At 59.6% G+C, this 13,274-nt stretch carries 10 protein-coding genes and 2 tRNA genes; 4 read left to right on the plus strand and 8 right to left on the minus strand.

The window, feature by feature from the left end; genetic code table 11:
* Positions 1 to 122 precede the first annotated feature (122 nt).
* The 8 genes from H6B15_RS03215 to H6B15_RS03250 form a co-directional block, all read right to left on the minus strand.
* Positions 123 to 515 (minus strand): hypothetical protein, encoded by a 393-nt coding sequence (locus H6B15_RS03215; RefSeq protein WP_204646037.1) that lies wholly within the window; start codon positions 513 to 515, stop codon positions 123 to 125.
* Positions 516 to 558: 43 nt separating this feature from the next.
* Positions 559 to 3,273, minus strand: coding sequence for a valine--tRNA ligase (locus H6B15_RS03220; protein ID WP_204646050.1), 2,715 nt, complete (start codon positions 3,271 to 3,273; stop codon positions 559 to 561).
* A gap of 365 nt (positions 3,274 to 3,638) precedes the next feature.
* Positions 3,639 to 5,543, minus strand: coding sequence for a beta-galactosidase (locus tag H6B15_RS03225; protein WP_204646052.1), 1,905 nt, complete (start codon positions 5,541 to 5,543; stop codon positions 3,639 to 3,641).
* Between the two features lie 91 nt (positions 5,544 to 5,634).
* On the minus strand, positions 5,635 to 6,330 hold the full coding sequence (locus H6B15_RS03230; RefSeq protein ID WP_204646054.1) for a hypothetical protein: 696 nt from the start codon (positions 6,328 to 6,330) through the stop codon (positions 5,635 to 5,637).
* Positions 6,327 to 6,977 (minus strand): hypothetical protein, encoded by a 651-nt coding sequence (locus H6B15_RS03235; RefSeq protein WP_204646056.1) that lies wholly within the window; start codon positions 6,975 to 6,977, stop codon positions 6,327 to 6,329. The genes H6B15_RS03230 and H6B15_RS03235 overlap by 4 nt, the downstream gene beginning before the upstream one ends.
* A 2-nt stretch (positions 6,978 to 6,979) precedes the next feature.
* The gene (locus H6B15_RS03240) at positions 6,980 to 7,891 is read right to left on the minus strand and encodes an ABC transporter ATP-binding protein (RefSeq protein ID WP_204646059.1); all 912 of its coding nucleotides are present in this window, start codon (positions 7,889 to 7,891) and stop codon (positions 6,980 to 6,982) included.
* Positions 7,888 to 8,268: a GntR family transcriptional regulator gene (locus H6B15_RS03245; RefSeq protein ID WP_204646061.1), complete on the minus strand. Its 381-nt coding sequence runs from the start codon at positions 8,266 to 8,268 to the stop codon at positions 7,888 to 7,890. Before H6B15_RS03245 ends, H6B15_RS03240 begins: the two co-directional genes overlap by 4 nt.
* Positions 8,269 to 8,505: 237 nt before the next feature.
* A complete protein-coding gene (locus H6B15_RS03250) occupies positions 8,506 to 9,582 on the minus strand; it encodes a 6-phosphofructokinase (protein ID WP_204646063.1) in 1,077 nt (358 codons plus the stop codon).
* Between the two features lie 285 nt (positions 9,583 to 9,867).
* On the opposite strand from H6B15_RS03250, the gene H6B15_RS03255 reads away from it, so the two are divergent.
* From H6B15_RS03255 to asnB, 4 genes are all read left to right on the plus strand, one after another.
* Positions 9,868 to 9,941, plus strand: a tRNA-Gln gene (locus H6B15_RS03255).
* 38 nt (positions 9,942 to 9,979) lie between these two features.
* Positions 9,980 to 10,055, plus strand: a tRNA-Pro gene (locus H6B15_RS03260).
* 164 nt (positions 10,056 to 10,219) lie between these two features.
* Positions 10,220 to 11,182 (plus strand): restriction endonuclease, encoded by a 963-nt coding sequence (locus tag H6B15_RS03265; RefSeq protein ID WP_204646065.1) that lies wholly within the window; start codon positions 10,220 to 10,222, stop codon positions 11,180 to 11,182.
* Between the two features lie 225 nt (positions 11,183 to 11,407).
* Positions 11,408 to 13,252 carry an asparagine synthase (glutamine-hydrolyzing) gene (gene asnB, locus H6B15_RS03270; RefSeq protein WP_204646067.1) on the plus strand — a complete coding sequence of 615 codons (1,845 nt, stop codon included), beginning with the start codon at positions 11,408 to 11,410 and terminating at the stop codon, positions 13,250 to 13,252.
* The last annotated feature ends 22 nt before the right edge of the window (positions 13,253 to 13,274 follow it).

A 13,274-nucleotide genomic window follows, 5' to 3' on the forward strand; every position in this document is an offset into this window, starting at 1 on the left:
CAGCCGGTGACCGCCCTCTCTTTGCCTGGGTTTGCAGCGCGCGTACTTTCTCCGTCAGCGTGTTTTGCAAAATAACGCTACTAATTATAGGCGCGGGGGCGGGGTTTGTCAAGGGCGGACCTTCAGGCCCGGGGCTTGCGCAGACGGCGTGCCAGGCAAACCAGCCCCCATACCAGCCAGCCGCACAGGCAGCCCAGCAAGGGAGCCACACACCAGAACCCGGCCAGAATCCAGCCCATAAGCGCCCCGCCGGTGCACAGCGCAAAGAGCACGGCAGGCACCAGAAACAGGGCCAGAGGCAGGACCCGGTGCCAGGCAGGACCGGGCATATGGCACATGAGCAGCTGCAAAAAGAACAGGGGCACAAAATGGAAGAAGAGCAGCAGCCTCTGGTGCCAGGGACGGATATTCAGGGGCAGTTCCACAAAGGCGGAAGCAAAGATGGCCACATACACCCCCAGGCTGACCACAAAGCAGGCCAGCAGGAAGAGGTCGGTCTTTTCTTGTCTTGTCATGGGTTTTCTTTCCTGTAAGGGAACGTTACCAGCGTCCGGCCTGTCAGGACAGGGCGGCGATGGACTGCTGGATGCCGGCCTGCTTGTCCTGGGCGGCGGCCAGCTTGCGGCGGGTCTCCTCCACCAGGGCGGCAGGGGCCTTTTCCACAAAGCGGGGGTTGTCCAGCTGCTTCTGGAACATGGCAATTTCCTTTTCGTTCTTGGCCAGTTCCTTCTGCAGGCGGGCCAGCTCCTTCTCCCGGTCGATGAGTTCCATCATGGGGATGAAGCCGCGGGCGGCCGGGGTGACCACCGTGACCATGCCTTCGGTGCTGCCCTCATACTTGGGGGTGAGGGTCACGTCGGTGGCAAAGGCGAAGCGGGCCAGGTAGACGCTGCCCTTCTCGAAGGCGGCGGGGACGGAAGTCTCGATGATCATGCTGGTCTTCTTGGACGGCGGCACGTTCATGTCGCTGCGGGTGGCGCGGACCGCCTTGATATAGGCCATCATGGTTTCAAAGTCGGCGCTCTCCTCCGGCCAGGTGGGCAGGGTCCTGGCGTCCGGCCAGGACTGGGTCATGATGGTCTCGGCGCTGCCGGGCAGAGCCTGGTAGATTTCCTCGGTGATGAAGGGCATGAAGGGATGCAGCAGCCGCAGGGCGTTGTCCAGCACATACACCAGGACCTTGCGGGCGGTGTCGGCCTGGGTCTCGTCGCCGGAATTCAGGCGGGACTTGCAGATCTCGATATACCAGTCGCAGTAGATCTCCCAGATGAACTTTTCCACCTTGTCGGCGGCCAGGCCCAGCTCATACTTGTCCAGGTTGGCGGTGACCTCGGCGGCCACGTTGGCCAGCTCGGACAGCACCCACTTGTCGCTCATGTCCAGCAGGGATTCATCGGGCATGCCGGGGGCGAAGTTCTCGGGCAGGTTCATCTGCACAAAGCGGGAAGCGTTCCACAGCTTGTTGGCAAAGTTGCGGCTGGCGGTGACCTTTTCTTCGCTGTAGCGCATATCGTTGCCGGCGGTGGAGCCCACCACCAGGGTCATGCGCAGGGCGTCTGCGCCGTACTGGTCGATGACTTCCAGCGGGTCGATGCCGTTGCCCAGGCTCTTGGACATCTTGCGGCCCTGGCTGTCCCGCACCAGACCGTGAATGAGCACGGTGTCAAAGGGCGCCTTGCCGGTGTAGGCCAGGCCGGAGAAGATCATGCGGGAAACCCAGAAGCCGATGATGTCGTACCCGGTGACCAGGGCGTTGGTGGGATAGAAGAAGTCCAGGTCTTCGGTCTTGTCCGGCCAGCCCAGGGTAGAGAAGGGCCACAGGGCGGAAGAGAACCAGGTGTCCAGGGTGTCGGGGTCCTGATCCAGATGGGTGCTGCCGCACTTGGGGCAGACGGTGGGGGCTTCCTTGGCCACGATGGTCTCGCCGCAGTCGGCGCAGTACCAGGCCGGAATGCGGTGACCCCACCACAGCTGGCGGCTGATGCACCAGTCGCGGCTGCCCTTCATCCAGTTGATATAGTTCTTGGTGAAGCGCTCGGGCACAAATTTGATATCGCCCTTTTCCACGGCCTCGATGGCGGGGCCGGCCAGGGGATCCATCTTGACGAACCACTGCTTGGAGATCATGGGTTCGATGACGGTGTGGCAGCGGTAGCAGGTGCCCACCTCGTGGGTCAGGGGCTCGGTCTCCTTCAGGTAGCCGCCCTCAGCCAGGTCGGCCAGAATGGCCTTGCGGGCCTCCATGGCGGTCATGCCGGCATACTTGCCGCAGTCCAGCACTTCGGGTTCGTCGGCGCTGGCCCGGCCGCTGGCGCGCAGGGCGTCGGCCTCGGCCTTGTCGGCGGCACCGGTCATGCGGCCGTCGTAGGTCAGCACCCGGACCATGGGCAGGTTGTGGCGCTTGCCCACCTCAAAGTCGTTGGGGTCGTGAGCGGGGGTGATTTTCACCACGCCGGTCCCCTTTTCCATGTCGGCGTGCTCGTCGCAGACAATGGGGATTTCCTTGTTCAGCAACGGCAGGATGACATGGCAGCCGTGCAGGTGCTTGTAGCGGGGGTCGTCAGTGTTGATGGCCACGGCGGTATCGCCCAGCATGGTTTCGGGACGGGTGGTGGCCAGTTCCAGCATCTCGCCGGTCTCCTTGACCTTGTACAGCAGATGCCAGAAGCTGCCTTCCTTCTCCTCATACTCCACCTCGGCGTCGGAAATGGAGGTGTTGCAGTGGGGGCACCAGTTGACCATGCGGCTGCCGCGGTAGATCAGACCCTGGTTGTACAGGTTGACGAACACGTCCAGAACAGCCTTGGAGCAGCCCTCGTCCATGGTAAAGCGTTCCCGCTGCCAGTCGCAGGAGCAGCCCAGCTTCTTCAGCTGGCTGACAATGCGGTTGCCGTACTTGTTCTTCCAGGCCCAAGCCCGTTCCAGGAAGCCATCCCGACCCAGCATCTCCTTGGTCAGGCCCTCTTCCTTCATCTGGGCCACCACCTTGGCTTCGGTGGCAATGGAGGCGTGGTCGGTGCCGGGCACCCACAAAGCGGCGTAGCCCTGCATGCGCTTGTAGCGGATGAGGATATCCTGCCAGGTTTCGTCCATGGCATGGCCCATATGCAGCTGCCCGGTGACGTTGGGCGGCGGCATCACGATGGTGAAGGGCCGCTTGCTGCGGTCGATCTGGGTGTGGAAATACCCCTTGTCGCACCAGTTCTGATAGACACGATCCTCGGTGCCTTTGGGGTCATACTGTTTGGCCAGAGTTTTCTCGGTTTCTGCCATACGTGTGTCCTCCTTACGTTGTGTGCGGGACGAAAAAAAGACCGTCCCGTGAGAGAATCTCATGGGACGGCCATGTAAATTGTACAATAACCGCGGTACCACCCAAATTGCCTTTGAACCCAAAGGCCCCTTGACCGCCCGGTAACGGGGGCGAAACGGAAGGCACTACTGCGCCCCGGCGGGCGGTTCGCACCTTCTGCTTGGGGGCGACAACCGCCGGGCTCCTTTGCCGGGTTTCCACCCTCCCCGGCTTTCTATAAAAGGAAACTGCCCGCACGGAACTCCCCCGCACTGCATTTGATACCATTCAGTTTAGTGCAAGGGCGGCCGGTTGTCAAGGTCTTTTTGCGGCGTTTGACCGTGTTTTACTCCTGGGCCCAGGCGGTGTCCATGGCACAGCCGTAGGCGTCCAGCCGGTGCCCGGCCGTGACCTGTACCCGGGAAGAGAAGTTCATAAAGAAGGTACAGGTGCGCTTGCCGTCGGTGCGGCGGCGCAGCATCAGGTCCTGGGTATAGGGGATATCGGCCAGGCGGGGCACACCGGCTTCCCGCAGGATATCGGCGTACAGCTGGCGCAGGAATTTGGCGTCGCTGTGGCAGCCCAAATACCAGGCGCAGCCGAAGCCCAGCGGCCGCTTGGTCAGGGCGGGCTGGCCCCGGTAGAAGTCCTTTTCGTAGGAGGCCAGCATCCGGGCCCCGGTGCGGCGCAGGATATCGCAGCAGAAAACCGCCGGGTAGGTCCGGTCATCGTAGGTGAAGCTGTTGGTCTCCCCGTGCAGCAGCGGGTCGCAGTCCTCCGACCCCACCCCGAACACGTTGTTCAGTCCGATGGGCGGCCAGCCGGGCACGGCGGTGCCGTTTTCATCGGTGAGGCCGGACCCGAAGGTGAGCAGGAAGTGCCCGCCGCGCTGGATGTACTCCTCCATGCGTTTGGGCATATCGGGGCGGAACACCGCCAGCAGCGGGGCGGTGACCACCTTGTAGCCGGACCAGTCCGCTGCCGGGTCCAGCACGTCCACATCCACGTAGTTTTCCAGCAGGGCGGCGTAGTGGTCCAGAATCACATTCTGGGGATCCCCGCAGCGGTGGGCGGCGGCCAGGGCGGCCAGGCCCGCCGGGGTGCGCCCGTCATACAGAAAAGCCACCGGCGCCTTGGCGGTCATACCGCCCACGAAATTCAGCTTTTGCAGCACCTGCCCGGCTTCGGCGGTTTCCCGGAAAAGGCGGGTTTCGGCGCTGCCGTTGCGGCTGAGGATGGCGCTGTTGTCCAGCCCCGCAGGCAGCTGCCGCCAGACAGCGTGTTCCACCCCGTCTGCCCCGCAGGCCACCGCCAGCAGCATACCCAGCAGCTGCTGACCGGGACGCAGGCATTTGATGCCGGGCAGCTGCCGGGCCACAAACGGCCGCCGGGCACAGCGGGCGCGGTCATAGGCGAAGGCGGTGCGCACCGCCCGGTTCCACTCGCTGGACGGGTCGGTGCCGGTGCGCCAGTCCGGACGGACCACGGCCAGGGTCAGGTCGGCCCCTTCCCCGCCCTGCTCGGGCAGCATGTCGGTGAAGATGCGGGCGTCGGGGCTGCCCTTGCGGATGGCCTGGGCTTCCATGTGCAGCAGTTCCGCCCTCTGCCGGGCGCAGAATCCATCCCAGTCCATGGCGGCGCACAGGTCCGTATGATCCGGTGCGGGGGCGCTCACCTCTTCCCAGTCGGAATAGGCGGTGCCGCCGGCCTCGTTGAAGGCGCCCAGCGTCTCGTACTTTTTGCGCAGCCAGGCACGGTAAGCCTTCTGACAGGAGGAACAGTAGCAGGGCCGGTCCATGCCGGTGACCAGCCAGCCCAGTACCGCCGGGTGATTGCCGTACCGCCGAGCCAACTGTTCGTCCATCTCCCGCACCTTCTTGCGGCGGGCGGTGTGGCTGGGGCACAGTCCGCCCGCCATCCGGGGCGCCGGGCGGGAGCCGTCCGCCTCGGTGTGCAGCGCGCCGGGATAATGCCGGCCCAGCCAGGGCGGGCATACCTGCCCCTGGGCGGAGAGGATCACCCGGATTTTGGCCTTTTCCAGTGCGGCCAGGGCTTCGTCCAGCCAATCAAAGGCGTACTCCCCTTCCCTGGGTTCCAGCCAGGGCCAGGCCCCGGATGCCAGGGTGACCGTGTTCAGCCCGGCCTTGTGCATCAGTTCCAGATCACGGCGCAAAATTTCCGGCTGCCCGGCCCAGCGCTGGGGTGAGTAAACCGCGCTGTGCAGCAGCCCTTTCCAGTATCCATCCGGCATGGGTGTACACCTCCTGTCACAAAACAAGCGCCGCCCCGGCCGGGGCGGCGCTCCTTCCTGTTTGCATTGTAGCGTGGATGGTCGAACTTTGTCAACGGTTTGTGACCGCGGCGTTGTCCCGGTACAGCAGAACCGTTCCGGCTATGGCTGCCGCCAGCCCCACCAGAGGCAAAAATACCGGCAGTATTTCCACCAGAAGCTCCAGGGCATCTTTGGATGTGATTTCCAGCAGCTGGGGCACCTGGCACAGCACCATAAAGGACAGCCAGAGCACCAGACCGCCTTTTGCGCCGAAGCGGCGCAGCACTCCCACTGCCAGCGCCGACAAGGCTGCCGGCATCAACGCCAGGCAGAGCCAGCCCCAGGCAGGAATCTGACGAAGGAAGCTTTCCCCCTGACCGCCGGTCAGTACAAAATACCAGAAGGCCTCCAGAGCGGCAGAGAGCGCGGTTGTCACCACGCCGTATCCCAGCACAGCCACCCAGCCCACCTGCAGGGCACGGCGGCGGGCAATGCCGAAGTTGATCAGCACCACAAAATCCATGTTGAACTGCTGCATGCCTTCTATAAATAGAAGGATAGCACCGGCACACACGGTAAAGATACCCGGCAGTCCCAGGAAGAGCGCCGGCGGCTCGCTTCGGGCATCCCCATCCACCACGGCCAGAATTCCGACCGTAAGGGCCCAGACGGCCACCTGAACGCCTGTCAGGGTCGCCATCATCCTGGTGTCCAGTTGGAGAACACTGCCCAACGTGCGGGCAAAAGTTTGTCCTTTGTTTTTCACAGCCGGATCACCGCCTTTCGATAGAAACGCCAGGTCAGGATGCCCAGAATCACGGCAGCTGCCGCACAGACCAGAGAAAACACCGCCCAACCGGGACGCAGCACATGGATGGGGAAAAGGGCCAGCGGAACCCCGATTGCCTTGACAAAACCGATGGTGATGGAAGAAGACAAGACAATTATGATGAGGACCATCAGAATGGAGGCGGTTCGCTGTTTGGCCTCCCGGGGCAGATACTGTGCCAGCAGAGCCATCTCGGTGACAGTGAGGGATGCAGCCAGAAGCACCGGGATTCCCCCCGCGCTCAGCACCATGTCATACTCCGGATTCCAGGAAGCGATCAGAGAAGTCCCTTCAACCGCCAAGGCCAGCGTACACAGTTCCATGACCACCGCCAGGATCTGCACACAGAGAAATGTATTCCACCGGCGCACCCCGAAATAGGTGGGAAGCGCCATGGTGGAATGGCAGCCGACCAGTGTCAGCGGAGCGAGCCACAACCCCATCGTGGGCATCATATATGTGTAGCTTTCAAACAGAGACAGCGGGGTGTACCGGGCCCCCAGCACCACCAGCACCACAAAGGCTATCACCACCCCGATATATTGCAGAAAGGTCAGGCCGAAATATCGCACCAGATTGCGCATGGTCACCCCTCCTCGTCGCCGTGGCCGCACAAGGCCACAAACACATTCTGCAGGTTCATGCCCTCCACGGTCAGGCCGTCCCGGGCCTCCAACGCATCAAAGAGGGTCTCGTTTCCCCGCACAGCCACCATCTTGTGGCCACCCAGCACCTGGGTCTGCAGGGGTGCGATCCCCTGTTCGGCCAGAGCCGCGTCCAGTTCTGCGGCAGGGCCGCTGATGTAGCGGAATTCGCTGATCAGATCATCGGTGTCCGTGTCTGCCACCACCTTGCCCTCGTCCAGGATGACCACCTTTTCAAACACCGAGGCGGCTTCCTCAATGATGTGGGTGGAGATGACAAAGGTGCGGCCGGTGCGCTGGTATTCCTCCAGCAGAATGCGGTAAAACCGTTCCCGCACCACCACGTCCAGCCCGGCGGTGGGTTCGTCCAGCAGGGTGACCGGCGCCTTGGAAGCCAGCGCCGCCGTGATGGACACCATGCTCATCTGCCCGCGGGACAGGCGGTTGATCATCTTGTTGGGCAGTTCGAACTTTTTGATCAGCTCGTCGGCGTAGCCCTGGTCCCAGTAGGGGCAGAACAGCCGCCCGGCCCGCAGGAAGTTCTTGACCGAAAGGCCGGCCAGTTCACTGGATGCGGACAGCTCCCGGGCAAAATGCAGGTTACCCAGCACGGTGCTGTTTTCCCACACCGGCTGGCCGCCGTACAGGGCCTGGCCACCGGTGGCAAAGTTCTGCCCGGACAGAATGCCCAGCAGAGTGGTTTTTCCGGCGCCGTTGCGGCCGATGAGCCCGTAAATGCGCCCGGGTTCAAAGGTCAGGTCCAGGTCCTGCAAGACCTGCTGCTTGCCATAGTGTTTGCAGAGTTTCGCCGCCTGCAAAGGCTGCGGGGCGGGTGCTTTTTGGATGGTAGTCATGGCAGTTGCTCCTCTTCCGCCTGGGCTTGCACCAGGCTGTACAGTTCTTGTTGGGTCAGGCCCAGACGCTTGGCTTCCCGCACGAAGGCCCTGACCTGCGTTTTGGCAAAATCTTCCCGCCGCTTTTTCCGCAGGGCTTCGGCCGCGCCGGGCGACACGAACATGCCGATGCCTCGCCGCTTGTACAGAAGTCCTTCGTCCACCAGGCGATTGATGCCCTTGGCGGCAGTGGCCGGGTTGATGTTGAAGGCCCGGGCCAGTTCGTTGGTGCTGGGCACCTGGGTGTCGGCGGGGTATTCCCCCCGCAGGATGCCGTCTTCCAGCAGTTGGGCGATCTGCCGGTAAATCAGGCTCTGGTCATTGAGAGTTCCCTTCAAAACAGCGCCCCCTTTCTTGTGTAGAACAGGCAGGAACCAGAACCGGCTGCGCAGCCCGGTTTATTGGTTCATTACTTGTGTAATTAACCATATCACCTTTTGTCTTTTTCGTCAAGAGGTCTGAACGCATTTTTTTGATTTCTGGGGTGAAAATCCGGCAAAGAAAAAGGCGGCGGACAGCCGCACCGGATGGGTGCACACTGTCCGCCGCCGAAGCTGCGGTTTTTGTTATTGCGATCAGCCCAGGCTGATGCCCATAGAGCGGGCCACGTTGAGCATGGCGCAGTCATCGGGCACGCCGCGGGTCTTGCCGGCGATCTCGATGAGCGGGTTGGCGGTGACATTGCGGTTGACCATGGCCACGGTCACACCGTAGTGCTCGTCCGCCACCAGGCCGGCGGCATAGGCGCCAAACTGGGTGGCCAGCACACGGTCGTAGGCGGAAGGAGAACCGCCGCGCTGCATATGGCCGGGCACACAGATGCGGGTCTCGGCACCGGTCATCTGCTCGATCTGGCGGGCAATGCGGTTGGTGGCGGTGGTGTAGCCATCGGCAGCCCGCTTGGCAGTCCATTCCTTGCGCTTCATCTTGGCTTCCTCCACCGAGACGGCGCCCTCGGCCACCGCCAGAATGGAGAAGTTCTTGCCGGCTTTGGCGCGGCGCTCCACAGCGTTGGCCACCTTCTTGATATCATAAGGATGCTCGGGGATCAGGATGATGTCGGCACCGCCGGCAATACCGGAGTACAGCGTCAGCCACCCGGCCTTGTTGCCCATGATCTCGATGCACATCACCCGGCTGTGGCTGCCGGCGGTGGTGTGAATGCGGTCGATGACCTCGGTGGCGATGTCCACGGCGGTGTGGAAACCGAAGGTCACGTCGGTACCGTAGATATCGTTATCAATGGTCTTGGGCAGGCCGATGATGTTGAGGCCTTCCTGGCTGAGGAGGTTGGCAGTCTTGTGGGTACCGTTGCCGCCCAGGCAGAGCAGGCAGTCCAGCTTGGCCGCCTTGTAGGTCTTCTTCATGGCAGCAACCTTGTCCACGTTGTCATCGCCAACCACGCGCATCATCTTGAAGGGGGTCCGCTTGGTGCCCAGAATGGTACCGCCCACCGTCAGGATACCGGAAAATTCCGAGGGATCCATGACACGGTAGTTCCCGTTGATCAGTCCGTCATAACCGTTCATGACGCCGATGATCTCCACATTGTCGCCCATGCGCTGATACAGGGCCTTGGCCACGCCGCGAATGGTTGCGTTCAGGCCGGGGCAGTCGCCGCCGGACGTAAGGATACCAACACGCATTTTCATTGTGTAACCCTCCCGTTATTTGGCTGCGCGGGCGCTGTGCGGCGCACCGCTGCCGAATCGTTTTCTTCGGTTTAAGAGTACGCCACCGGGCACCAATTTGTCAATGCCTTGCCCGACCGACGACGCAAAAAATTCTGTTGTGTCAGTCTTTTTTGTTTTTGCTTCGGTACTCGGAGCCCCCTGCAAAAAATATATCCCATTTTTTTGCAAAAAACTGTTGACAAACCGGGATCAAGTGGCTATAATAAATAAACGTCGAGGGCAGCAAGCCCAGACAAAACCTACTGGGGATTCGCATAATGGTAGTGCAGCGGACTCTGACTCCGCCCGTGGGAGTTCGATCCTCTCATCCCCAACCACTGAAACCGCAGCAGCAAGAATGCTGCGGTTTTTTTCTCGGGGTGTAGCGCAGATGGTAGCGCGCTTGGTTCGGGACCAAGAGGCCGTGGGTTCGAATCCCGTCACTCCGACCAAAAAGCTCTCAGCTTTGGCTGGGAGCTTTTTTTGTTGCCCGGAAGTTGCGAGGCAGAATGCGGCACCACTTTTGAGTGTTACATCCTTAGCCGCTTTCTTCCATTGTTATTGCCTTTCAGATAATGTATAATTAAACCAGTTTATTGTAAAGGGGATATCTCGAATGGCAATTCCTAAATACGATGACATGTATCGAGAATTTCTAGAAGTTCTTTCCGATAATGCACCGCACAAAATCGGTGAGATACGAAATATCCTTGCAACTGTATTTCATCTTTCCGACGAAGAACGAAGAGAATTGCTGCCCAGTGGCAAACAGTTTTTGTTCAACAACAGAGTGAACTGGACCGCCAGTTATTTGAAGCAAGCCGGCCTCGTCAAGAACATTTCTCGTGGTACATATCAAATTTCGGATTCGGGAAAAAGTGTCCTCTCTTCGAACGTTCCAAAAATCGATAACAATGTTCTTCTTGAGTTTGACTCATTCAAACACTTTCTTTCTCGCAGTTCTACTACGTCTTCCGACATTACTGCCATCGATTCCACCGGTGTAACCGGATCCACCTTTGCGCAACAGTCTGTCATCTCCAGCGAATCCCCTCAGGATATACTGGACAGTGCTTACACAAAAATCAAAGATGCATTGATTGACGATCTATTGTCGGAAATCATGAAGCAATCTCCTACATTTTTTGAGCACCTTGTGGTAACCCTATTAACAAAAATGGGATACGGCAGTTCACTGAAAGGTGCCGGAACCGTCACCAAGAGTACCGGTGACGAAGGAATTGATGGCATTATTCGCGAGGACAAATTGGGATTCAACTTGATTTATATACAAGCGAAACGCTGGGATCGCAACAGTACGGTGGGGCGTCCCGAACTGCAAAAATTCGTAGGTGCTTTGGCAGGCCAGGGTGCTACAAAAGGTTTATTCATTACCACAGCTCAATTCACCAAAGAAGCCAGGGAATATGCAAATAAGCAGCACACAACCAAAATCATACTGATCGACGGCAATGCCTTGGCTGAACTGATGATCGAACACAATGTAGGTGTATCCGTTGAAGCCATCTATTCCATTAAAAGAATCGATTCAGATTTTTTTGATGATTCCTTGAGTTGATGGGATGTTTTTCAAGATTCGGTTTTTCACTCCGCCCTCAAAACCGGTAAAGCTGCCGTCATCCGGACTTGTTTCCCACAGGAAACGGTCCGGATTTTTCTTTTGTGTGCCTTTCTCTCCCCCCTTCTGCGGCGCGGTATCATATCTGCAAAAGCCGAATATACTGATACAGGCGCTTATTTCCAAGAAAAGCGCCTTGTACTTTTTTAGTTGCGGGGTGTGCTTATGTGCGGAATTGCCGGATTTTGCAGCTTCAAAGCTGATTTTCTTCAGGAGCCCGGGCGTTGGCCCCGGGCTCTTGTGAGGATGCGGACAGCGATTGCCCACCGGGGCCATGATCAGACCGGGGAATATCTGCAACACAATGTAGGGCTTGCCCATACCCGGCTTTCCATCCGGGACCTGCGCGGCGGGGCGCAGCCCATGCTGCGGCGGCGGGGCGAGAGCGACTATGGAATTGTGTACAACGGAGAAATCTACAACGCCGATGAGCTGAAGCAGGAACTGCTCCGGCGCGGATACCACTTTGAAACCACCTGCGACACCGAGGTTATTCTTTGCGGGTACATGGAATACGGCATGGAGATCGCAAAAAAGCTGAATGGAATTTTTGCGTTCGCCATATGGGATGAAAAACGGAATACCCTGTTTCTATGCCGGGACCGGCTGGGGGTCAAACCGCTGTTCTATGCCGTGAAAGGGGATACCCTTGTCTTCGGGTCAGAGCCCAAGGCCCTGTTTGCTCATCCGCTGGTTCACCCGGAAGCCGACCTGGACAGCTTCCGGGAAATCTTTGGGCTGGGGCCGGCCAGAACCCCCGGGTGCGGCGTATTCCGTGGTCTGCGGGAAGTCAGACCCGGGTGTATTGTGGAATACTCCCGGAAGAATGTGCAGGAGTATTCCTATTGGACGTTGGAAGCAAAGCCACATACGGACAGCTATGCCCGAACAGTGGAAACCGTATCCTGGCTGCTGCACGACGCCATTCAACGGCAACTGGTATCCGATGTGCCGGTGTGCAGCTTTTTATCCGGCGGCATCGATTCCACCGTGGTGACCGCCATCGCCTGCCGACAGCTGCAGTCGGAAGGGCAGACGCTCAACACCTTTTCCTTTGATTTTACCCACAACGATACCTGCTTCCAATCCAACGCCTTTCAGCCCACCCGGGACCGCCCGTATGTGGACCTGGTCCTGGGTTTGTATCCCCTGCACCACACCTATCTGGAATGTGACGAGACCACGCTGGCAGATTTGCTGGAGGATGCTGTCCGGATCAAGGACCTGCCGGGCATGACCGATGTGGACGCCTCCCTGTATTACTTCTGCGGCCTGGTGAAGCAGCACAACAAGGTGGCGTTGACCGGCGAATGTGCCGACGAGATTTTCGGCGGCTATCCCTGGTTCTACCGGGAAGACCTGTTCTATGCCGACGGCTTTCCCTGGTCGGCGGACCTGTCGGCCCGGACAGCCCTGCTTTCGGACGAAGCCATCCGCATTTTGCAGCTGGAGGACTACATGAACGAGCAATACCGGGATACCCTGGCCCGGGTGCCTGCCCTGCCGGAGGAACACGGCGACGCACTGCGCAGGCGGGAGATGGGCTTTCTGAATCTGCGCTGGTTCATGCAAACCCTGTTGGACCGCATGGACCGTACCAGCATGGCCTGGGGGCTGGAAGCCCGTGTCCCCTTTGCGGATCACCGGATTGTGGAGTATGTATATAATGTCCCCTGGGAGATGAAATACGAAAAGGGCATGGAAAAGAAGCTGCTGCGGGATGCCTGCAAGGACCTTTTACCGCCACAGCTGCTGTACCGTAAAAAGAGCCCCTACCCCAAGACCTACTCGCCGGTATACGAAGCTTTGCTGGCCAAGCGGTTCCGGCAGATCCTGGAGGACCCCCAGGCCCCCGTGCATCGCTTTCTGGACCGCAAAAAGGCGGAACGTTTTCTGGAACAGCCTAAGGACTACGGCAAGCCGTGGTTCGGCCAGCTGATGGCAGGGCCGCAGATGATCGCCTACTTTTTGCAGATCAACTATTGGATGAAGCAGTACAACATCACCTGAAAATACAAAGAGGGTGTCCCTT

Source organism: Gemmiger formicilis, assembly GCF_016900095.1.
GTDB lineage: Bacteria > Bacillota > Clostridia > Oscillospirales > Ruminococcaceae > Gemmiger > Gemmiger formicilis_A.

Bases quoted from the DNA above. Each gene is read 5' to 3' on its own strand.
- H6B15_RS03265 (WP_204646065.1), top strand. From the start codon at position 10,220: ATGGCAATTCCTAAATACGATGACATGTATCGAGAATTTCTAGAAGTT.
- H6B15_RS03240 (WP_204646059.1), bottom strand. From the start codon at position 7,891: ATGACTACCATCCAAAAAGCACCCGCCCCGCAGCCTTTGCAGGCGGCG.
- H6B15_RS03235 (WP_204646056.1), bottom strand. From the start codon at position 6,977: ATGCGCAATCTGGTGCGATATTTCGGCCTGACCTTTCTGCAATATATC.
- H6B15_RS03250 (WP_204646063.1), bottom strand. From the start codon at position 9,582: ATGAAAATGCGTGTTGGTATCCTTACGTCCGGCGGCGACTGCCCCGGC.
- H6B15_RS03215 (WP_204646037.1), bottom strand. From the start codon at position 515: ATGACAAGACAAGAAAAGACCGACCTCTTCCTGCTGGCCTGCTTTGTG.
- H6B15_RS03220 (WP_204646050.1), bottom strand. From the start codon at position 3,273: ATGGCAGAAACCGAGAAAACTCTGGCCAAACAGTATGACCCCAAAGGC.
- H6B15_RS03225 (WP_204646052.1), bottom strand. From the start codon at position 5,543: ATGCCGGATGGATACTGGAAAGGGCTGCTGCACAGCGCGGTTTACTCA.
- asnB (WP_204646067.1), top strand. From the start codon at position 11,408: ATGTGCGGAATTGCCGGATTTTGCAGCTTCAAAGCTGATTTTCTTCAG.